General features: G+C 51.4%; 22 protein-coding genes and 1 pseudogene. 12 read left to right on the forward strand and 11 right to left on the reverse strand.

The genetic code is table 11. The features are described 5' to 3' along the window. Positions 1 to 60 precede the first annotated feature (60 nt). Entirely contained in the window at positions 61 to 2,034 is a 1,974-nt protein-coding gene (locus WFN75_RS01445) for a glycoside hydrolase family 3 protein (protein ID WP_336995498.1), read from the reverse strand. Between the two features lie 306 nt (positions 2,035 to 2,340). Between WFN75_RS01445 and WFN75_RS01450 the strand changes: the two genes are divergently transcribed. Continuing rightward, positions 2,341 to 2,433 carry a DUF6434 domain-containing protein gene (locus WFN75_RS01450; RefSeq protein ID WP_336995499.1) on the forward strand — a complete coding sequence of 31 codons (93 nt, stop codon included), beginning with the start codon at positions 2,341 to 2,343 and terminating at the stop codon, positions 2,431 to 2,433. A 156-nt stretch (positions 2,434 to 2,589) separates the two neighbouring features. On the opposite strand, the gene WFN75_RS01455 is transcribed toward WFN75_RS01450, so the two are convergent. From WFN75_RS01455 to WFN75_RS01465, 3 genes are all read right to left on the reverse strand, one after another. Continuing rightward, complete coding sequence (locus tag WFN75_RS01455; RefSeq protein ID WP_336995500.1) at positions 2,590 to 2,850, reverse strand: DUF2534 family protein; 261 nt, start codon at positions 2,848 to 2,850, stop codon at positions 2,590 to 2,592. A gap of 56 nt (positions 2,851 to 2,906) precedes the next feature. After that, the gene (locus WFN75_RS01460; protein WP_336995501.1) at positions 2,907 to 4,973 is read right to left on the reverse strand and encodes a TonB-dependent copper receptor; all 2,067 of its coding nucleotides are present in this window, start codon (positions 4,971 to 4,973) and stop codon (positions 2,907 to 2,909) included. Positions 4,974 to 5,055: 82 nt separating this feature from the next. After that, positions 5,056 to 5,475: a DUF2946 domain-containing protein gene (locus WFN75_RS01465; RefSeq protein ID WP_336996217.1), complete on the reverse strand. Its 420-nt coding sequence runs from the start codon at positions 5,473 to 5,475 to the stop codon at positions 5,056 to 5,058. Positions 5,476 to 5,772: 297 nt separating this feature from the next. Here WFN75_RS01465 and WFN75_RS01470 point away from each other — a divergent pair. From WFN75_RS01470 to WFN75_RS01500, 7 genes and pseudogenes are all read left to right on the forward strand, one after another. Further along, positions 5,773 to 6,279, forward strand: a pseudogene (locus tag WFN75_RS01470) (transposase); the annotation flags it as partial. 238 nt (positions 6,280 to 6,517) lie between these two features. Beyond that, positions 6,518 to 6,715, forward strand: a complete 198-nt coding sequence (locus WFN75_RS01475; RefSeq protein WP_336995502.1) for a hypothetical protein — start codon at positions 6,518 to 6,520, stop codon at positions 6,713 to 6,715. 879 nt (positions 6,716 to 7,594) lie between these two features. Next, positions 7,595 to 8,374, forward strand: a complete 780-nt coding sequence (locus WFN75_RS01480) for a TraX family protein (RefSeq protein ID WP_336995503.1) — start codon at positions 7,595 to 7,597, stop codon at positions 8,372 to 8,374. Between the two features lie 631 nt (positions 8,375 to 9,005). Next, positions 9,006 to 9,305: a putative quinol monooxygenase gene (locus WFN75_RS01485; protein WP_336995504.1), complete on the forward strand. Its 300-nt coding sequence runs from the start codon at positions 9,006 to 9,008 to the stop codon at positions 9,303 to 9,305. 296 nt (positions 9,306 to 9,601) lie between these two features. After that, entirely contained in the window at positions 9,602 to 9,925 is a 324-nt protein-coding gene (locus tag WFN75_RS01490) for an antibiotic biosynthesis monooxygenase family protein (RefSeq protein ID WP_046884365.1), read from the forward strand. After that, the gene (locus WFN75_RS01495) at positions 9,918 to 10,310 is read left to right on the forward strand and encodes an amino acid-binding protein (protein ID WP_336995505.1); all 393 of its coding nucleotides are present in this window, start codon (positions 9,918 to 9,920) and stop codon (positions 10,308 to 10,310) included. The genes WFN75_RS01490 and WFN75_RS01495 overlap by 8 nt, the downstream gene beginning before the upstream one ends. Further along, positions 10,307 to 11,017, forward strand: coding sequence for an ArsR/SmtB family transcription factor (locus tag WFN75_RS01500; protein ID WP_336995506.1), 711 nt, complete (start codon positions 10,307 to 10,309; stop codon positions 11,015 to 11,017). The genes WFN75_RS01495 and WFN75_RS01500 overlap by 4 nt, the downstream gene beginning before the upstream one ends. On the opposite strand, the gene WFN75_RS01505 is transcribed toward WFN75_RS01500, so the two are convergent. The 5 genes from WFN75_RS01505 to arsH all read right to left on the reverse strand — a co-directional run bounded on the left by WFN75_RS01505 (position 11,018) and on the right by arsH (position 14,288). Next, positions 11,018 to 11,593, reverse strand: a complete 576-nt coding sequence (locus tag WFN75_RS01505) for an NlpC/P60 family protein (protein ID WP_336996218.1) — start codon at positions 11,591 to 11,593, stop codon at positions 11,018 to 11,020. Between the two features lie 275 nt (positions 11,594 to 11,868). After that, the gene (locus WFN75_RS01510) at positions 11,869 to 12,210 is read right to left on the reverse strand and encodes a DHCW motif cupin fold protein (protein WP_046884357.1); all 342 of its coding nucleotides are present in this window, start codon (positions 12,208 to 12,210) and stop codon (positions 11,869 to 11,871) included. A gap of 84 nt (positions 12,211 to 12,294) precedes the next feature. Next, on the reverse strand, positions 12,295 to 12,552 hold the full coding sequence (locus WFN75_RS01515; RefSeq protein WP_046884356.1) for a hypothetical protein: 258 nt from the start codon (positions 12,550 to 12,552) through the stop codon (positions 12,295 to 12,297). 288 nt (positions 12,553 to 12,840) lie between these two features. Next, positions 12,841 to 13,380 (reverse strand): VOC family protein, encoded by a 540-nt coding sequence (locus WFN75_RS01520; protein WP_040076662.1) that lies wholly within the window; start codon positions 13,378 to 13,380, stop codon positions 12,841 to 12,843. Between the two features lie 209 nt (positions 13,381 to 13,589). Continuing rightward, positions 13,590 to 14,288, reverse strand: a complete 699-nt coding sequence (gene arsH, locus WFN75_RS01525) for an arsenical resistance protein ArsH (protein WP_207293167.1) — start codon at positions 14,286 to 14,288, stop codon at positions 13,590 to 13,592. A gap of 81 nt (positions 14,289 to 14,369) precedes the next feature. Here arsH and WFN75_RS01530 point away from each other — a divergent pair, with 81 nt between their 5' ends. The 3 genes from WFN75_RS01530 to arsC are packed head-to-tail and all read left to right on the forward strand — an operon-like array spanning position 14,370 to position 16,462. Next, positions 14,370 to 14,690 carry a metalloregulator ArsR/SmtB family transcription factor gene (locus WFN75_RS01530; RefSeq protein WP_040076660.1) on the forward strand — a complete coding sequence of 107 codons (321 nt, stop codon included), beginning with the start codon at positions 14,370 to 14,372 and terminating at the stop codon, positions 14,688 to 14,690. A 44-nt stretch (positions 14,691 to 14,734) separates the two neighbouring features. Next, positions 14,735 to 16,024 carry an arsenic transporter gene (locus WFN75_RS01535; protein WP_336995507.1) on the forward strand — a complete coding sequence of 430 codons (1,290 nt, stop codon included), beginning with the start codon at positions 14,735 to 14,737 and terminating at the stop codon, positions 16,022 to 16,024. 12 nt (positions 16,025 to 16,036) lie between these two features. Beyond that, positions 16,037 to 16,462, forward strand: coding sequence for a glutaredoxin-dependent arsenate reductase (arsC, locus tag WFN75_RS01540; protein ID WP_212476914.1), 426 nt, complete (start codon positions 16,037 to 16,039; stop codon positions 16,460 to 16,462). A gap of 69 nt (positions 16,463 to 16,531) precedes the next feature. On the opposite strand, the gene WFN75_RS01545 is transcribed toward arsC, so the two are convergent. Next, a complete protein-coding gene (locus WFN75_RS01545) occupies positions 16,532 to 17,491 on the reverse strand; it encodes a helix-turn-helix domain-containing protein (RefSeq protein WP_263616431.1) in 960 nt (319 codons plus the stop codon). A gap of 92 nt (positions 17,492 to 17,583) precedes the next feature. Next, a complete protein-coding gene (locus WFN75_RS01550; protein WP_336995508.1) occupies positions 17,584 to 18,360 on the reverse strand; it encodes an MBL fold metallo-hydrolase in 777 nt (258 codons plus the stop codon). Positions 18,361 to 18,647: 287 nt separating this feature from the next. Here WFN75_RS01550 and WFN75_RS01555 point away from each other — a divergent pair, with 287 nt between their 5' ends. Next, positions 18,648 to 19,424 (forward strand): alpha/beta fold hydrolase, encoded by a 777-nt coding sequence (locus WFN75_RS01555; protein ID WP_336995509.1) that lies wholly within the window; start codon positions 18,648 to 18,650, stop codon positions 19,422 to 19,424. The last annotated feature ends 57 nt before the right edge of the window (positions 19,425 to 19,481 follow it).

Consider the following 19,481-nt stretch of genomic DNA (forward strand, 5'->3'; position numbering starts at 1 on the left):
CCGACTTGGGATAATATAAAAAAGTAGCATGAGAGTCTCATGCTACCGAATTAACTGGCGTTAATGAGCAAGCCCAAATCCAGTCGGATAAAGTGGAGATTTAATATCGCCAGGTACTGAGGGATCCTGTTCAAGCACTGACTTCATTGTGGAAGGAAGCGCAAAAGGCAGGCGGCCTGAGTAGGGCGCAACTGACATCAGACGAGTAAATAAGACTTCATCACTCAACCCAAAATTGGCAATAAAAGCGCGTGTCTTACTGGTGATATCAGTAAGTTCCGCAGGTCTTTCCATATACATCGTCATAATCACGGGAACAATGGCACTGACCTTATCCAGAGTTTTCATCACATCATCTTCAGGTTTGAAAGCCAGCGAACCTTCGTGATGTCGGCGGCCGAAGAAATAGCCATAGTGAGGCTGCTCGAACGGCGCAGAGGTTCTCATTATTGCGACCTCGGCGTCTTCCGGATGCTCCACCACTTCAAAACCGGCCCTCACAGCTTCAGATGACTTAATACCGTATAGCCAGACGCGCGTGGCCTTTTTCAGCGGAAGGATGTTCTTATTTTGAAGCAGTACCAGAGAACGCAGCTGCGCCTTATCCGCTTCGTGCTGGGTGGCTTTACGTCCAACAACTTCTTTTGCATTCTCCGGGCTCACATAGGGTTGTTCGAACAGCCCCAGCTCAAACTTTTGCAAAAGAATACGTTTGGCAGACTCGTCTATGCGGTCCTGAGATAAACGGCCTTTCCTGACCGCATCGACCAGGATAGCGGAGTCAGTGACGCCACCGAACTGATCGATCCCGGCATTTACCGCTTTAACAAAACGCTGTTCTTTGCTGAGATGTTCGACACCCCAGGGCATTCCGCCAGGAACCGGTTTTTTATCGCCGGTTGTACCATTCACGCACTCTGCATCACAATCAGCAGTAATCAACCAGTCGCTGATAATGACACCCCTAAACTTATATTCGTTACGAAGAAGATCGGTCAGCAAGAATCGGCTGTAACCGGCAGCAACCGGTTCAGGGTGTTTCCCGTTCCAGTTAACACCCTGGAGAACTGAATACGTGGGCATTACGGCTGCAACCTGTGATTCGAAAGCGCCTTTAAAGGGGATAATATGTTGCTGCAGATTATTGGTTTTGAATACGATGTTCTTACCATAGGCATTGTGCCCATCCCAACCGTCCTCCGCCGCACCGTATCCTACCCAGTGCTTAACCACGGCAGCCACGCTACGCGAGCTGAGTCCATCGCTTCCATCCTGCATACCGGTAATATAACCTCTGACCAGTTTTCGGGTCTGTTCGGGGTCTTCACCGAACGTGCCACTGATTCTGGCCCAACGGGGTTCACTGGCAATATCTGCCTGCGGAGATAAGGCCTGCGTTATACCTACGGCACGGTATTCTTCACGGATATGAGCTGCATAATCTCTGGCAAGACTCTCGCTTCCGGCAGCACCAATGCCAATTGCTTCTGGCCACTGGCTGAATTTTCCTGCAGGGTTGCTGATACCTACCAGATCCTGATAAGAATTTCGGGGGTCGGTACTGACAGTCACGGGAATCCCGAGACGTCCACTTTCTGCAATTTCCTGCAGGAGGTTATTCTGGGTGGCCAGCAGAGCAGGGTCGTCTCCGTTAAGGCGCGTAAGCAGGCTCGTTACATGGGCTTCAAGTATCATTTTCTGCGAAGCATCGCGGTCATAAACGGCGCCACTGCCGATAACACTCCCTTTCACCGGTGCTGTGCCGTGCATCATCAGGCCAGCTTTTTCTGCAAGCGTCATTCGGTGCATCAAATCGGCTGCGCGTTCTACGGATGACAGACGCCAGTCTTCATACTCGTTGAGTTTGCCGTCATGGTTCAGATCTCTGAATTTGAGCCCATTCTTATAAATAAAGGACTGGTCGTGGGAACCCAACGCGGGCTGGGTAATTTGCTGTGCGTTAACGGATATCGCCAGTGAGGCGATTAAAGCTGCCAGAATTTTGTATTTATTAGTCCTGTGGTTCAGTTTCATTGATGCCCTCAAAACATGCAGTTGTTATAATTGGTCATGAGATAAAGTGGTTTTCGTGACATATCATTACAATTTTGCATTTATTTTTGACCCCGAAACAAATCGGTACATGTGCATTTGTGACAACCATCAACATTAATAATATTGAGCAATTATTTATGACCTGAATTCATCTAAATCTGGCCCAATATAAATCCTTAATACAAGGGTGGTTGCTCACTTATTAAGTGGCAATGTAAAAAGAAAGCGGTCTGAAAAAGATGCAAGAAAAAGATCAATACCTTTAAGGAATAATGATGAAATGAAGTGTATTTAATCAAGTTTAGATTTGACCGGGAATTTATGGCATGGATACGCAACGGCGAAACGAAAACGCTGGGGAATGTGGTTAATGAATGAAAGCCGAGGTCATGAGTTTATCAAGTCTGACGCTCTGACTATACGCCAAAGTAAATCAGAACAATTTCTATCTGTATGTGCCAGTGCGAACAGCCCTGGCACATACCGGTTAAGGCTCTTAAAGTATCGGCTTAAGGTTATGAGGTTAAAGCTCTGCTAGCCCTTTTCATCCCTGGGCCCCAGGAAATAAAAACCAAAGGGTAGTGAGCCCACTATCGTGAACATTAGGCTGTAAATGGCCACCCATGCGCCCTGGATGATAAACAGAGATGTGTCCCAGGTTTCCATCGGCAGATTGTACTGGTCTTCCACGCCCTGGAACGCGGCTTTTGACACCACGCATACCGCAATGATAAACACACAAGCCACAGCAATAAGAAACTTTTTTCCTTCCGGGGTTTTAAGAATTTTCAACATATCGATTTCCTCATATTTTCTGAATAAACAACCCGGCCCTTTCGAACCGGGATCGGTCAGAATGTCACATTAATTTTGCCCCAGAATGTTCTTCCTGGTTCGTTAACGGAGGTATTGGCGGAGTAGCCAAAGCTACTGTTACCCGCGAGGTTGAGATGTTCGCTGTAATCCTTGTTCAGAAGATTATCGACACCGGCGCTCACTTTAAAGTACTTGTTCACGCGGTAAGCGGCATTGGCGGAAACCACAGCAAAACCGGCGCTGCTGTCAAAATCTTTGCCCACCACGTTACCTTCATTAATCGCCACCCGATGCTGGCTACTGACCAGGCGTAACAGCCCGGTACTGCTCCAGTTGCCACTTTTCCAGGACAATCCCAGGCGGGCTTCGAGAGGAGGCATTTGCGGAAGGGGTTTACCATCTTCCGAGTTCCTGCCCCAGGAATAGGCCAGGCTGGCGTCGGTTTTCCAGCTGTCGGTCAGCTTATAGCTGACACCGGCCTCGCCTCCCATGATAGTGGAGTTGATGTTATCGACCTGGCTGATATACGCATCGTTGGGATCGTAACGGAAAAGGATAAAATCATTTACGCGACCAACATAAGCAGAAACCCAGGCGTTAGTACGTTTGCCGGAATACTGTGCGCCAATATCAAGCTGGGTCGTTTTTTCGGTTTTCACTTTATCAAACGCGTCTGAGGTGCCGTCAGGCCCGTAGGTGGGGGAAAACAGTTCCCAGTAATCCGGGAAGCGTTCTGTATACCCAACCCCGGTATAAAACATTAGCGGCATTTCTGCGAGGGTATGCTCGAAACGTACAAACCCGGCAGGAAGAGTGTCCGTTCGCTCTGAGGAGCCTTTACCGGAAAAATTATCCACTAGGACACGGTCAAGGCGAGCCCCCCCCACAACCTTGCTTGAATCAGTGGTATTCCAGGTGAGTTCACTGAAGAGACCATAATCATGGAAACGGGCATCTTTGACCCAGTTGTTATCCATTTTATTACGATGGATATTCAGCTGGGTATCGGCGCCGCTTTTCAGCTCCACATCCGCCCACTCCCACGTGCCCATCATACGACCGCCAATAGTACGTCTGTCGACTTCCATTGCCATTGGCATATTCATGTCCATTGACATGCCAGCATCCATTGCGTCAGCCATGCCACCGTCTGTCATTCCTTCCGACATACCCTCTGACATCCCACCGTCGGGTGAACGCAGTGAATAGTTATCCATAATGTGGTCGGCGTAGTTGTAATAGACATTCGCTTCAAATTTCTGGAATAACTCCCCGATATTTGATTTTTCGAACCTGGCACCCAGGCTTTCTCTCCTGAACTGGGAGCCGTCCATACTGCGCCCCGCATACCGCGATTCCCCGTCACCTCTCCCTGCCGTCAGTTCAATCAGGGTATCTTTATCAGGCGTCCAGCCAAGCGCCATATCACCGTTCCATTTATCCCATTTTGAGGGGACACGATCGCCATTGCCATCCTTATAGTCATCGGAACGTGATTTATTACCCATCAGGCGTAAATATCCATCTTCGCTACCCAGGCTGATATCCGCATTCTCATCCCAGCGATTGTTCGAGGCTGCAAGCAGGCTGGCATTTCCCTGTACGCCGGGTTTATCAAAACGCGGCTGCTCGCGATCGAAACGAATTGTCCCTGCAGAGTTACCTGGCCCCCAAAGGACCGTTTGCGGTCCTTTGGTCAACGTCAGAAGGTCAAAACTTTCCGGGGAGATATAAGAGCTGGGGGCATCCATTCGCGCCGGACATGCCCCCAGCATTTCGCCATTATTGGTCAGGATACGCAGACGCGATCCGAACATTCCGCGGTATACCGGATCGCCATTCGTACCACCGGCCCGTATCTGTGTAAAACCGGGGATGGTTTTTAGATAATCGGAACCATCACTTGCCGGGACAGGCTGACGAGGTCTTTTTGGGGACGTGACAACCTCCAGCGGCGATGAGGCGGGAGCCGTAACAACCATAACGGAATCATTCTCCATCGTTGCGTGATCGTGGCTCTCTTGGGCAGCAATGGCATTCGTCTGGAATGTCATCATAATCAGAACTGCAAGAGGGGTACGTACAAGACGTTGAGTTTTCATTATTTGCCTTACTGTTTTTCTGACGTAAGCAAGCTTGCCTGACCTGAGGCAGGCAGCAAATTACGTCTATTTTTGTGAGTCGTTAATTCGCAGAAAGAAAAACAGCAGGAGGGGCGCGAGCGCGCTGAGGTGCCCAGGCGCGGAAAATTGGTGAGAAAATGGCCTGCAGAGGAAGAGACAGACGAACGCAGAGTAACATCAGCCAGAGCATTACCGTCAGCACGAACTGGACGAAAGGCAGATGAATCAGTAGCTGGCAGTACCCACAGGCAATTTCTTCCACTGGGGACATAGCGTGTCCCGCCATCATGGGATGAACCATGGTGAGATTTTGTTCGCAGTGTTCCGGCATAGCCATGTCGTGGTGCATTCCTGACATAGTCATCCCATGATGCTCAGGCATGGCCGTCGTAATCGCTGAATTCACACAGTCGGAATGGTGAATTAAAGATTTAGATATGACAGGCGCAATGAACAACATGGCTACTGAGAGCAATGCCATACATGCTGCAATGAAGAAGAAACGATTGCGCCCGTACAAAATGTTACCTGGTCATGACTATGTGCGCGCTAGTGTAGCTTATTTGATTTGCGAATGTTAAAAAAAAGACCAATTATCAATATGGATACCCATAATTACGAGACCGCCTCAATCTTACAGCCGGGCAAATTGTGCACTTATTAGAGGGAATTCTGAAAGGGCTTGCCTAATGTATGCTGCCATTACGTCCGCTCTTCGCTGTGAGTTCAATGGCTCGATGCAACGCTATCCTTAATCAAGGGGGGGGGGGACGTTGCCATGAAACGAAGAACTCGGATTAACTGCACGCCAGAGCAGAAGGCGATTATCTGGGACAGATATAAGCAAGGTGATTCCCTGCATGATATCGCCAGAATGTTCGACAGATTTCATTTTTCTATCATGCCCACAATCCACCAGACAGGGGGCTACCGTCCTCCCGTTCGAAAGCGGCATCGATTAGCTCTTACGCTTGATGAAAGAGAGGAGATATCCAAAGGACTGGTAGCTAAACTCAGTATCAGGGACATTGCTGCCAACTTATCAAGAGCACCCTCAACGATTAGCCGCGAGGTCAGGAGGCACGGAGGAGCCAAGCAATACCGTGCAGCAAAAGCCGATGCTACTGCGTGGGAAAATGCTCTGAGACCAAAACCTTGCAAGCTAATTGAAAGCCCCACATTTTGTAAAATCATTGCAGAGAAGATGCATCAAGACTGGTCGCCGGAACAGATCGCCGGTTGGCTGAAACGCTGTTATCCGGATAATCAGGACATGCTTGTATCCCTGATGAATCCGCAGCCAGTCCGGTGATCTGTAATACCCTGATAGCGTGATAGCGCTTCGTGATATGTTCTCGAATATCAGCATGGTACTTACCGCGGCCGAGAAAACAGTGATCGATTGGAATGATCAGAAGACCCGAGACGCGCTGGCCCGCATTCAGGGCTACGTAAAAGACAACGGACTGCCGTTAACTTTTCTGGGGTATCCTGACACATAAGACTGTGCGCTGCAGATTGACATGTGGTCGCTGCTTAACTGGATTGATAAGGGACAAGGTGACCACCGCATCGATGATTACGGTCTGCGCAATGACAGGGTTCTGACAGATAAGTACGCCGTCATGCTTGAGGCGTACCAGAATATCCGCAGTAACCAGCCGTTCGACCTTAACGGGCTCGAACAGATGGTGAAGAGCCGTCAGTTCCACATGTTCTGAACCCGCTAGGCACCGAAAGGTGCTTTTTTCTGCACTAGCTCAGCCACTCAGTGACATCACTAGACGACGATGAATTGCGTGGCGTGGAGAACTGAACTGTGAGATATGTGTGACGAGCGCGGGAATGATGAAAGAGCTGAATACCAATATGACGGGGCTAAATATCAGTTTAGCTGTAAGATTGCTTCAGTGTGAAAATAAAGTCCAGTCTGTTGGATGAAAATATATGTTATGCCAGCAGTGTGTTGATATAATAACTATCCTGTTATCAATAGCGTGTAATGAATATTGATGGTTTGTGAAAATAACAGTCTGTTGGGTAGGCCGTTTGAACGAAAATTCTCCGCTCCCGTCAGTCTGGAAATTCTATGTTCACTGTTGTTTACGTTGCTGAGAGTTGCCAGAACACGCAGTGTCAGCGCCTCCTGTATGGATGACATATGCCTTTCGGCTTAGCCTTACGACCCTCATCTGGTCCGGGCTTCCTTGCTGCGCCCTGCTGGATTAATCCTGGTTATTTTTGCTGTAAATATTATTCATCAGGACGGATGTATATACTCTTTAGTTAACGTATAACCGGGCGGTACGCTCATTCAGCAGCAAAATTAAATTAATGCCTAACCTAAATAAATCCACCTTGCTGCCGATAATAATAATGTCAGTAAGGAATGGTTATGAACGATTTTCATATTTTAAGTATCTGCATTCAGAATAAAGACTCAGCGGGCTGCATGCGGATTTTCCGTGATAAATCTGAATTTGCGGCACGCAAAATAATCGAGAAGCTGAAAGTCAGCGTCACTAACCGGACCGGCAAGGCGTTCTGGCTCTGGGTACAGACTTGGCTTCTCAGTACCTGCCGTCAGGAGACAAAAGATCGTGATTCTGTCCATCCCGGAGCGTCATCTGTATCTGTTCCCGGCCCGACTCAGCCCTGCAGCCCTGGACTGGGTGAAGGTACTGGCACTTTTGGCCATGTTCGTCGATCACATCAATAAGCTGTTCATAAACCCGCTCAGTCCCCTGATGAATGCGCTTGGCCGGATGGCCTTCCCCCTGTTCACGCTTATCTGGGCGATGAACGTGCACGGCAGTCCCGGACGCCTGCAGCAACGCGCAAATCGCCTGTGGATGTGGGAGATGGTAACGCAGCCCGCGTTCATGCTGGCGTTCCGTCACCAGCTGCCCGTGTATGCCCTGAACATTCTGTTCGTGTTTGCCGGCGTGACGCAGCTGCTGGCACTCCATCACCGTTACGGAAGAAAAGGCCTGCTGACGGGCCTGTTATTACTGGCCGTCCTGGTCGTTCCGCTGACGCCCGGAAGCTTCGGTCTGCCGGGACTGATGCTGGCCTGTTCACTGGCCGTCGCCAGTGCGCCCGTTTCCCCTGGCTGGCGTCGGTTCGCCGGATTTCTGGCCGTCATCTCGCTGGTCTGTCTCAACGGCATTTCACATCTGATAGCGTTGCCGGTGGAAACCCTCTTGTTTGCCACGCTACCGACGCTGTTTCTGCCCGTGCTGGCCATAAGGTTGGTTCAGCAGTACACCAAAGACGATGGCCAGCGCTTCATGCCCCGTCATTTCTTTTACATCGCCTATACCGGTCACCTGTTACTGGCAGGGCTTCTGCTCAGCGTCTGGATGCCCGTGAGGGCATAAAGGCGACAGACTCTGTTACGCCTGGCTCTGCGGGTAAGGGTCGCGGGGACCGGCGTAAGCCGCTGCGCATTGATAGTTTCTGCCTTACCAGCCCCTCACCCTGTTAAGCCATACCCGCTTACCGCTATCCGTTTATGTTATGTGCGCGTCCGGAGTTAGCCCGGCAAGGCCTTTGGCCGCCGTCGGACTGTATCTCCGCGTAAGCGCCGTCAGGCGCTTAAGAGCGTGTACGTAAAACCCACCGCGATTTCCTGCAGTGACACCTAATCTAGTTACAACATCCCTCGTAAAGCGATGCTGTTTCGGCCTTTGGGGTCGGGGCGGCGGCGGTTTTGCAGGGGTGGGGCTGTGCTGGATGACAGATTGTAGCTCTAAGGGGCCGGGCGCGTGCGACGGGAGGAAGCTTGGATTTACTCTGAGCGCGCGGCCGTGAGTCCGCTGCATGCGAAGGCATTATTGATTATCCACAGAGTGGCGGAAGATAAAGACCCACTCTGGAATGAAATGAACAGAGCGATAAAGAAGGGGGAATACATTAAAACAATCACCATGACGGCCCTTTGCCCTTAGTTTTCAAGTGATCTGTAATTTATTTAAACACGAAAATTATCGTAAATTTAAGGAGCACACTATGTCCGTACCTGTCGTTGCTATCTTTCTTGCAAAACCCGGCACTGAAGCACTTGTTGAACAACTGTTCCGCTCGGTCATTGACACTACGCTGGAAGAGGATGGCTGCATAAGCTATCAGCTCAATCGTGATACCGGTAATCCGCGCCGATTTATCTGGACAGAAGAGTGGGAGAGTAAGGCACTACTGGAGCGTCATCTCAGCGCCCCGCATATCACGCATTTGTTAAGCGTTATTTCTCAGTATATCGAAACGTCGGACATTATTGTGCTTACTCCTCTGGCGGGAGGCGCTGCGTGAACCTGTATATCAGTGACCACACGCATAGTAGCGGACACGCTTGTCAATAACGTTGATACCCCTCCCCGGGCTTATGTTACAGCTGTTCCGGTCACCAGTAGCTAAAATCCAGGCTACATCGCGTGGCCCCTTTCTTATTCCTTAGTGGCCTCCCTGACAGCCTGCGCAGGCCTTGCAATGTACTTTGCTTTATCATGATCAAAGCTTCGCTAACGCACTGGCATATTTCGGCGCCCACCGAAGCAACATGCCTCTGTCATCATTAATCTGTCCGAAATTTGACGATGGAGCGAAACATGATTGCCGTACTTTTTGAGGCAGATGCCCTGCCAGAAGCGCAGGAAAGATATCTTCAGCTCGCTTCAGAGCTGAAGCCTCTCTTATCCGACACGCCCGGCTTTATTTCAATTGAGCGTTTCCAGAGCCTGACTACACCCGGAAAAATTCTTTCGCTGTCGTGGTGGGAAGATGAGGAATCTGTAGCGGGATGGAAGCGAAATGTGATGCATCAGGCTGCTCAGACAGAAGGGAAGCAGTCGATTTTTTCATTCTACAGAATACGGGTAGCCAGCGTACTCCGTGATTACTCTTCAGATAAGGGAACAAATCAGCATGTATGACATTCACGTTATTCTCAAAAATAGCCCGGGTTCCCTTGGTTCACTGGGGAGGGTATTGGGCGAAAACGGAGTGGGACTTGAAGGCGGTGGCGTATTTACAGGAGCAGAAGGCGGGCACGCACATTTCCTGGTTGAAGACGGTGAAAAAGCCCGCAGGGTGCTGACTGAAGCCGGTTTTGAAGTCCGCAACCTGTGTCGTCCTCTGGTAAGAAAGTTACCTCAGGAACGGCCCGGAGAGCTGGGAGAAATAGCGAATACAATTGCCCGGAACGGGATCAATATTCTGGTACAGTACAGTGACCATAGTAACCGGCTCATCCTCATTACGGATGATGATGCCCGGGCAGCTGAAGTAACCCAAAAATGGGCAATACCTTCTGAATGAACCTCGTTAAAACAAAGCACGACAGTGAGTCAGATGATGTCCTTGAAACATCCATGGCAATGGTGGCTTCTGCGTTGTCTGACCCGTCCAGGGTCAGCATCCTGTGCGCCCTGATGGACGGGCGCGCATGGACAGCCACCGAACTTAGCGTAGTGGCTGATATAGCAGCCTCGACAACCAGCGGGCACCTAAACCGGCTTCTTACCAACGGTCTGGTTATTTGCCTGACGCAGGGGCGTCATCGCTATTACAGCCTTGCGGGACATCATATCGCCGGACTGCTGGAAAACCTGATGGGTGTGTCCATGCGTACTCGTAAGGCTCCTGCCTGTAGTACACCGCACTCTCTTCGTTATGCACGCACCTGCTATGACCATCTGGCAGGCGAGCTTGCTGTCAACATTTATGAGTGTATGCTGCGGGAAAAATGGCTGGAAGCCGACGGCTCGGCACTGACGTCAGCCGGCAAAATACATTTTGAGAAAATGGGCGTCGTACTGAATTCACGTTCGCGCCGCAAGCACTGTTGCCCCTGTCTGGACTGGAGTGAAAGACGTTCCCACCTCGGCGGTAATGCTGGCTCGGCACTGCTTACGCTTTTTCTTGAAAAAGAGTGGATAACGCGTACACCGGGATATCGTGAAGTGAATCTAACCGATTCAGGCAAGGTCGCCATGTATCGGCTGTTTGGACTTAAAATTACCTGATTAAAGAGGATTGTCATTTACATATTTTGGCAATTTATGATTCATCGTAATAACTTCGCTGATGTTATTCGGCAATCGACGAGCGCCAATATACATTCTCTTCCAGTATACATTCCTTAAAGACGAACGGGTGACACCCTTACTGACTGACGCGTGAATAAACTTATTGTTGGTATCATAAAAACCAACATGGAAGCCATTTTTAATTTTGAAGAAAACAAGATCTCCCGCACGAAGATTTTTTTTATCAACCTTTACCCCCATATGAATAAGATCATGAGTGGTAACACGTTTCATAGGAAGGTTAAATCTGTCTTTAAGGGTTCTCCATACAAACCCAGAACAATCGACACCATCAATATCAGTCCCTCCCCACTGATAGGGAGCCGTACGCCAGGTGTTCAGCTGATCGTGCAGCGCAGCCACGACAGGAATTAAGTCCGGGGAATAATGACTGTTAGATTTGACAAGAGATTTGCCGTCATTATTTTTTACTTTATGAACTTTTTTCTCACTGCAACCGGAAATAATCGCAACGACTAAAAGAATAACTAATTTAATACTTATAAGTTTCATAAACATTTATACAGGTAACCGGAATGTCATACTAACCCGACAGAAGGATTACCCCTGTATATAATGTGAGCAACTTACTCTACATTACAAAATTCATAACTTGTTAATGTTTTTCAGTTATCTTTCTCGTTACTGGTATTGTCATGGCCTTTCAGCAGGCTGATTTCGCCCTTCCTCTGGCGTCTCACGCATTCCTGCCACGCCAGTACCGTCATGCTGAACTTCCATCGCTCTGGGCCATAAGTCGTGGTTTACAGGGCTGGGTTGCAAGAGAGTCAGTCAACAATAAACAGTTTTGCACCCGTACTCGTTTTCGACTGATGTTGCTCTGCATTATCGCCAACCTGATAGCTCATGCCTGGCTTCAGGATGAATTTCCGCCCATCATCGAGCACTGTTTCTAACTCGCCTTCCATGCAGAACAGGATATGGCCTTTCTTACACCAATGGTCCGCAAGGTAGCCCGGCGTATATTCAACCATCCGCACACGGATTTGATTGAGCGCGTTACCAAAGAACTGGGTGCGCCAGTAGGCGGTGCCAGTCTCTCCTGGATGCTCTGTTCTTTCGACGTCATCCCAGTTCGTTGTACCAAAAGCAAACGCATCCATCTTCATTCTGTTGTTCTCTTTGTGAATTAGAATTCAATCAGCGCACCCACAGGATTGTCGTTGCGCTGCTTAACTTCACCCTCGGGGGTATTAATTTTCAAATAGCATTTTAACCGTCGGCGACCCGATTAAAACGATCAGCATGACCAGACTCGTTGTCCACACCGGCAAGGGGAGACGACCATTCAGTGAAAATACGATTAGGGCACAGGCAGCCAGCAGCATAGAGCCATACAGGAACAAGAAGCGCGGCGAGGTTAGCTCTGGGGTGCTGGGGAACTGCAATGAAAATATTGGCCCGATAAACAGGATGGCCAGCGGTACTGCCCAGTATAAATTCAGTTTCATAAAGCGCTTCCTTTCTTTGTTTTCAGCTCGTGATGCAGCAATGATCGGATCTTTCTGGCGATATACAAAGCGGAAATCGTTTTTTGGCCTCAGAAAAAATTCTGAGGCGCTTTGCGAATGGGACGAAAATTAAGCGGGGCATCTGGCGACGGGATAAATCATTCAGCTTCAATCTTGCGCATGCGTTAACCTTTATTCTGCGCCGTAGCATCGGCACTGAATCCTTAAAGGAGCGGCTCTACGCTAATTGCTTACGCTGAGCGCGTTGCCCGCCACCTAACCCTTTGATTACGGTTCCGGTACCCAAATTTTCGCTTCGCTATCGTCAGGGTAGTAATAGCCATTGGGTATCGATTGCAACTCGACAAGACTTCCCCAGGGGGTATAAAAGTATACGCCGGCATTATTTTCAGTGTCTTCATGACGCGAGTTTCCGTGGGGCTCTGAAAGAAACTTGCCTCCCGCAGCCTTCACTCTTTCAATGGCGTAATTGATATCGTCTACGTATAAAGAAATATGGTTCCAGCCAAAATCCTGCACTCTTACCGGCTTCGTTTGATCTTCACTGATAATTTCAAAAAGTTCCAGGTTTGGCCCATTACCAATGCGCAGTAGCCGTTGCTTGATCATCATTGAGCCAGAGGTTAAGCCCAGTTGTTTCTCGGCATCAGCCCCTTTCAGCGGTGTGTCCTTGTCCGTCAGGCCGTCATAAACATATTTTGCATCCAGCGCCTTCTGCAGAAATTCCGTTGCCTGTTGCAGATCGGGCACGGTTAATCCGATATGGTTGATACCGCGGGTAACAGCACGAGTCGTTTCATGTTCCATCTCTATCCTCCAGTCAGGTAATTGAACGCTCTTAAAAAAGCGTAGTCCCTTTTCCTTGATGAGGTTTGTTCATGCGTTTAATGAAAGACTAAAAATCAGACGTTATGGGCGAAAAGACAACAGCTTGCGTAGTGCAGATCTGTTGTCCGCTTTTGCCAGAAGCGGACGTTGCCAACTCTACGCAGTCTCTCTTATCGAAGAGATAAACGTTAAATTTTTTCCTGATTAACGCGGACGGAGAGCGCCTGGTGGCTCTCTTTTCGTTCGCTATAACGATCGGCGAGATAATCTGTTTGGCCCTTCAGCAGCAGCGTGATTTTAAATAACTCTTCGGTCACATCGACAATACGATCGTACCAGGAAGAGGGTCGCATTCGTCCATTTTCATCAAATTCCTGCCAGGCTTTGGCGACTGAGGACTGGTTGGGAATGGTGAACATCCGCATCCAGCGGCCCAGAATACGCATTTGGTTCACGGCATTGAAAGATTGCGAGCCGCCGCAGACCTGCATCACCGCCAGAGTTTTCCCCTGGGAGGGGCGAAGGGCGCCTTCGCTTAAGGGTATCCAGTCAATCTGGGCTTTCATCACTGCGCTCATGGCCCCATGCCGCTCCGGGGAACTCCACACCATGCCGTCACACCATCTGACCAGCCCGCGCAGTTCGGCCACTTTTGGGTGCGTATCCGGGGCGTCATCCGGCAGGGGTAAACCGGAAGGGTTAAACAGTCTCACCTCTGCCCCCATTGCCGTCAGCAGGCGACCCGCTTCTTCCGCTGCGAAACGGCTGTACGAACGCTCCCTTACCGAGCCGTACAAAATCAGAATACGTGGCGGCTCCTGAAGCTGCAGGCGTTCAGCAATCTTTTGGTCAAAGCATTCAGCGTTCAGGGCAGGGAACTGTTCCATTGTTTACTCCGGGAGATGATGATTTCAAAAAATACACATATGATTTACCATATATGAAAGATAAAGGGAACGGAGCAAAAAATGCTACAGCCTGTGCAGCTTTTTAAAATCCTGGCGGATGAGACCCGCCTTGCCATTGTCATGCTTCTCCGGCATTCGGGGGAGCTGTGCGTCTGCGATATTTGCGCGGCTACCTCGGAGTCACAGCCCAAAATTTCCCGGCATATGGCTATCCTGCGTGAAGCAGGGCTGGTGCTCGATCGTCGGGAAGGCAAATGGATCCACTATCGGCTTTCTCCCCACATGCCGGCATGGGCCAGTGAAACAATAACGATGTCATGGCAGTGCCTGCGCGAAGAGGTGGGTGAATGGTTAAAAAAATCCGCCTGTACCTCCTGCTGAGTAGTGTAATCATATACGTATAATCATATATAAAGGAGCCTGAGATGTTTCTGGCAGGGAGTATCTTTATCCTGACGCTGGTTCTGGTCATCTGGCAGCCCAGAGGACTTAGCATCGGCTGGAGCGCAAGCATCGGAGCCGGGCTGGCGTTGGTTACGGGAGTTATTCATGTCGAGGATATTCCCGTCGTCTGGGACATCGTCTGGAATGCCACGGCCGCTTTTATTGCGGTGATCATCATTAGCCTTTTGCTTGATGAGTCCGGTTTCTTTGAATGGGCCGCGCTGCATGTTTCACGCTGGGGGAACGGACGGGGTCGCCTGCTCTTTACCTGGATAGTTTTGCTTGGCGCTGCGGTGGCTGCGCTGTTTGCCAACGACGGCGCAGCGCTGATATTGACGCCAATCGTGATTGCGATGCTGCTCGCACTGGGGTTCAGCGAGGGGACGACGCTGGCCTTTGTCATGGCGGCAGGGTTTATCGCCGATACCGCCAGTTTGCCGCTGATCGTCTCCAACCTGGTGAATATCGTCTCGGCGGATTTCTTCAACCTGGGCTTTACGCAGTACGCCTCGGTCATGGTCCCCGTAAACCTGGCGGCCATTGCGGCCACGCTGGTCATGCTGCATCTTTTCTTCCGCCGCGATATCCCGGCGACCTATGACGTCTCGCTTCTGAAAACGCCTGCCAGCGCGATAAAGGATCCGGCGACCTTCAGGGCGGGCTGGGTTGTGCTGCTGCTCTTGTTGAGCGGGTTCTTTGTTCTGGAGCCGCAGGGGATCCCGGTCAGCGCAATAGCCGCAGCTGGCGCGGCTGTGCTGCTGGTGGTGGCGAAGCGAGGTCATGCCATCAATACAGGAAAGGTGCTGCGTGGGGCGCCATGGCAGATCGTGATCTTCTCGCTCGGCATGTACCTGGTGGTTTATGGCCTGCGTAATGCCGGACTCACGGAGTCGCTCTCGGACGTGCTGAATCTGCTGGCGGATAAGGGGTTATGGGCAGCCACGTTCGGCACCGGCTTCCTGACCGCCTTCCTCTCGTCGGTGATGAACAACATGCCGACGGTGTTGATTGGCGCCCTCTCTATTGACGGGAGTACAGCAACCGGTGTCATTAAAGAGGCGATGATTTACGCCAACGTCATTGGCTGCGATTTAGGCCCGAAAATCACCCCGATAGGTAGCCTGGCCACGCTGCTGTGGCTGCATGTGCTGGCACAGAAAAACATGACCATCACATGGGGATATTACTTCCGCACCGGCATCATCATGACCCTGCCCGTGCTCTTTGTCACTCTGGCCGCGCTGGCGTGGCGGCTCTCTGTCACTTTGTAATGAGATACTGATATGAGCAACATCACCATCTATCACAACCCGGCCTGTGGCACCTCCCGTAACACGCTGGAGATGATCCGTAACAGCGGCAACGAACCGAACATTATCTATTATCTCGATACACCCCCCACCCGCGATGAGCTTGTGCAGCTGATCAACGATATGGGGATCCCGGTGCGGGCGTTGCTGCGTCAGAACGTTGAACCTTATGCGCAACTGGGTCTTGCAGAGGAGATATTTTCTGATGCGCAGTTGCTTGATTTTATGCTTCAGCATCCCATCCTGATCAATCGACCAGTGGTGGTCACGCCGCTTGGGACAAGGCTTTGCCGGCCTTCAGAAGTGGTGCTGGAGATCCTCCCTGAAGGTCAGAAGGGCGCTTTCACGAAAGAGGATGGCGAAAAAGTGATTGATGAGACCGGTCAGCGGATTAAGTAGCTGGACCTCATTCGTTGAGCCGGGCTGGCTGTCTCAGAAAATGCCAACGATCCTGCGTGGGCACGCTCTTTAAAACAGTCCCGGTCCCCTGAAGGTGCGCCGCCATTCGCTGGGGCTGACATTAAAGCGCGCCTTGAAACTCTGGCGAAAAGAGACCGGGGACTGGTATCCCACCAGGGACGATACTACGTCAATGCTGTGATCCGTGGTTTCGAGCAGCTCCTGGCTGCGCTGCAGACGCTGGGCGCTGAGCCAGTCTTTGACGGTCATACCGGTTGCCTTGACAAAATGGCGCGTCAGCGTGCGCCGGCTCATGCCGGAAAAACCGGCCAGAGAGTCAATATCGTGGCGCTTGTCCAGGTTGCGGCGCAGGTAGTTAATAAGGTCATTAATCTGCTCGTCACGCGTCGTCTCCGGCACCACGTGCTCAATAAACTGCGCCTGTCCCCCTTCACGGTACGGAGGAATGACCATTCGCCGGGCCACGCGGTTCGCAAGTGCAGATCCGTAATGTTCCCGCACGATATTCAGGCAGCAGTCTATGCCTGCGGCCGTACCCGCAGAGGTGATCAGGCGCTCATCGCTGGTATAGAGCGCATTACCGTCCAGCCTGACCTGCGGAAAGCGCCCGGCAAAATCCTGCTCAAACTCCCAGTGCGTCGAGGCCCGGCGGTTATCCAATAGTCCGGCATAGGCGAGTACGTAAGCCCCAAGGCAGAGTCCCACCACCTCAGCCCCGCGTTGCCAGGCCGCTCGCAGGGCATCAAGCAGGGCTGGGGAGGGACGCACCCCGGGATGCTCCCAGAAGGGGACGATAATAATGTCTGCAATCTCGAGTTGCTCAGCGCCATGCTCCACGTTAATGGAAATCCCGATATCAGATTCCACTGTGCCAGGCTGCTCAGCACAGATCGTCACGTCGAACAGCCCCGGCTCCGGCATGGCCTTATCAAAGACCATGGACGGAACGGAGAAGTGAAACGGGCTAAAACCCGGCGTGGCAATAACGGCAACGTGCAGAGCGGACATAATAGAGACCTTTTACTGATTAAATCGGGTATGGCCGACGTTTTGCCGGCAGGCGGCAATCAGATTTTAGCCGCCTGCAGACAGGTTGTGCGTCAGAGACTGAGCGTCTCGCCGTCTTCAGGCACCCGCACCTTTTGTTGCAGACCGTTTTCTGCGGTGTATGCACGCAACTCAGCGCGGCTGAGCAGGCAATGGTTTACGGCTTCCATATGTGAGGCCACCAGGGTCGCTGCCGGCAGAATCTCCAGCGTGCGCAGGGCATCCTCTTTACCCATAATAATGGCGCCAATCCCGTCGACCGTCGCACATCCGATATTGAGGACGACGACGTCCGGCGCGTATTTCTTCAGGCTGTTCACGTACGGCGGTACCCAGATGGTGTCGCCGGCAATATAGAGCGTCTTTTCACCCTCAGCGGAAAAGACCAGCCCGCACGCATCGCCCAGGCGTTCGGCCACTTCAGGAATGGCATAGGCTTCATCGCTGCCGTGCTGTCCATCGGTTTTTACGACGTTAATGCCGGCAATGACGTTGGTGTCAGCCAGCACGCTGACTGCGGTAAAGCCCTGAGAGCGGATAAGTGACGCATCGCTTTCATTCTGAGTGTAAATCACCTTGTCTTTGGGGATGAGCTTCTGAGCCGCTTCGTCCCAGTGATCCTGATGCGTATGCGTCACGATAATCACGTCTACGTCCAGCAAGGTATCAACGGAAACCGGCAGCGCCACCAGCGGGTTACGCAGGTGAGAACGCGCCGTTCCGGGAAAGCCGGGCCAGGCCTCTTTATCCGCGAGCATCGGGTCGATCAGGAAGCGAACCCCGGCATAGTCAAGCTTCAGTGTGGCGTTTCGTATTTGAGTCAGCTGCATTTTTTACTCCGTCAGGTACACCGCAGCGATGCGGTCTGTGCATGGAGAGCGCAGTATAAAAAAGCTGCGGAAGAGGGGTGAGGCGCGCGCAGGTCATTCTTCGATGAAAAAGGGTCAAAAAGCGATGCCATTGCGCTCAAAGCATTATCCCTTTCCCGTTGGCGACCGGACTGTCTCCTGTGGAAACGACGTTGGCCCAATATCATCGCATTTTGACTTTCTGACCTCTCACGCCGTTGCGGGGCGCTTTTTATACTTTTCGGACTGTTCACATCCGAGGTAATACTATGGCATACGCACTCACCGATGACGGCATCGAAATTTACTACGAAGCGAAGGGTCAGGGCCTGCCGATCGTTTTTGTTTCCGGCTATTTTGGCATCAGCGATATCTGGCAGGCACAGACCGAGGTGTTGTCCAGGACATTCCGCACGGTCTCTTATGACAGCCGCGGCTATGGCCGTTCCGCTAAACCCCTGCAGGCAGAGGCATACAGCATTCCACGTCACGCAGAGGATTTAAAAGCAGTTATTGATGCGGCTGGCATCAACGGGCCTGTGGTTCTGGTTTCTCATTCGATCGGCTGCAATATCATCTCCACCTTTGCAGCCAACTCTCCGCAGCGGGTGGCCGGACTGGTCTATACCGCCTGCTACGTAGACGGCAAGCAGATGCGCGACGCGGGTATGTCCGTGGAGGGAGTTAGCGAAGCGGTTGCCACGCCTTCCGGTGCGGTGGCCTTTTATCAACCCTTTGGCGTCCCGGAAAGCGTGGGTGCCGAGGCCGCAAAATGGGCGACGCACGCCCTGCAGGCGAATGCCGCTGCATTCCTGAACCATGAAATGGCCGATCGCTATTGCGCCATTACCGCACCGGCACTCATCCTGCAGGGTGAAAACGATGCGCCTAATCCGCTTCCGTTTGCCACCGCGCTGCAGCAACTGCTGGGCGGTGGGGCAGAGCTAAAGGTGCTTAAGGGGGTCAATCACTTCCCGCCGCTGGAGGCAGCGGAGACCGTTACGACCTTTGTTGAAGAACATGCAATTCGCTGCTTTGCTGAATAATCCTTCTCTGAATGCCCATTAACGACGAAGCCACCTGCAGGGGTGGCTTGAATGAGC

The organism is Leclercia sp. UBA7405, assembly GCF_037152215.1.
Taxonomy (GTDB): Bacteria; Pseudomonadota; Gammaproteobacteria; order Enterobacterales; family Enterobacteriaceae; genus Enterobacter; species Enterobacter pneumoniae.

Coding starts and splice junctions, on each gene's coding strand:
- WFN75_RS01445 (WP_336995498.1), bottom strand. CDS start 2,034: ATGAAACTGAACCACAGGACTAATAAATACAAAATTCTGGCAGCTTTA.
- WFN75_RS01455 (WP_336995500.1), bottom strand. CDS start 2,850: ATGTTGAAAATTCTTAAAACCCCGGAAGGAAAAAAGTTTCTTATTGCT.
- WFN75_RS01460 (WP_336995501.1), bottom strand. CDS start 4,973: ATGAAAACTCAACGTCTTGTACGTACCCCTCTTGCAGTTCTGATTATG.
- WFN75_RS01465 (WP_336996217.1), bottom strand. CDS start 5,475: ATGGCATTGCTCTCAGTAGCCATGTTGTTCATTGCGCCTGTCATATCT.
- WFN75_RS01475 (WP_336995502.1), top strand. CDS start 6,518: ATGTGGTCGCTGCTTAACTGGATTGATAAGGGACAAGGTGACCACCGC.
- WFN75_RS01485 (WP_336995504.1), top strand. CDS start 9,006: ATGTCCGTACCTGTCGTTGCTATCTTTCTTGCAAAACCCGGCACTGAA.
- WFN75_RS01490 (WP_046884365.1), top strand. CDS start 9,602: ATGATTGCCGTACTTTTTGAGGCAGATGCCCTGCCAGAAGCGCAGGAA.
- WFN75_RS01495 (WP_336995505.1), top strand. CDS start 9,918: ATGTATGACATTCACGTTATTCTCAAAAATAGCCCGGGTTCCCTTGGT.
- WFN75_RS01500 (WP_336995506.1), top strand. CDS start 10,307: ATGAACCTCGTTAAAACAAAGCACGACAGTGAGTCAGATGATGTCCTT.
- WFN75_RS01505 (WP_336996218.1), bottom strand. CDS start 11,593: ATGAAACTTATAAGTATTAAATTAGTTATTCTTTTAGTCGTTGCGATT.
- WFN75_RS01510 (WP_046884357.1), bottom strand. CDS start 12,210: ATGAAGATGGATGCGTTTGCTTTTGGTACAACGAACTGGGATGACGTC.
- WFN75_RS01515 (WP_046884356.1), bottom strand. CDS start 12,552: ATGAAACTGAATTTATACTGGGCAGTACCGCTGGCCATCCTGTTTATC.
- WFN75_RS01520 (WP_040076662.1), bottom strand. CDS start 13,380: ATGGAACATGAAACGACTCGTGCTGTTACCCGCGGTATCAACCATATC.
- arsH (WP_207293167.1), bottom strand. CDS start 14,288: ATGGAACAGTTCCCTGCCCTGAACGCTGAATGCTTTGACCAAAAGATT.
- WFN75_RS01530 (WP_040076660.1), top strand. CDS start 14,370: ATGCTACAGCCTGTGCAGCTTTTTAAAATCCTGGCGGATGAGACCCGC.
- WFN75_RS01535 (WP_336995507.1), top strand. CDS start 14,735: ATGTTTCTGGCAGGGAGTATCTTTATCCTGACGCTGGTTCTGGTCATC.
- arsC (WP_212476914.1), top strand. CDS start 16,037: ATGAGCAACATCACCATCTATCACAACCCGGCCTGTGGCACCTCCCGT.
- WFN75_RS01545 (WP_263616431.1), bottom strand. CDS start 17,491: ATGTCCGCTCTGCACGTTGCCGTTATTGCCACGCCGGGTTTTAGCCCG.
- WFN75_RS01550 (WP_336995508.1), bottom strand. CDS start 18,360: ATGCAGCTGACTCAAATACGAAACGCCACACTGAAGCTTGACTATGCC.
- WFN75_RS01555 (WP_336995509.1), top strand. CDS start 18,648: ATGGCATACGCACTCACCGATGACGGCATCGAAATTTACTACGAAGCG.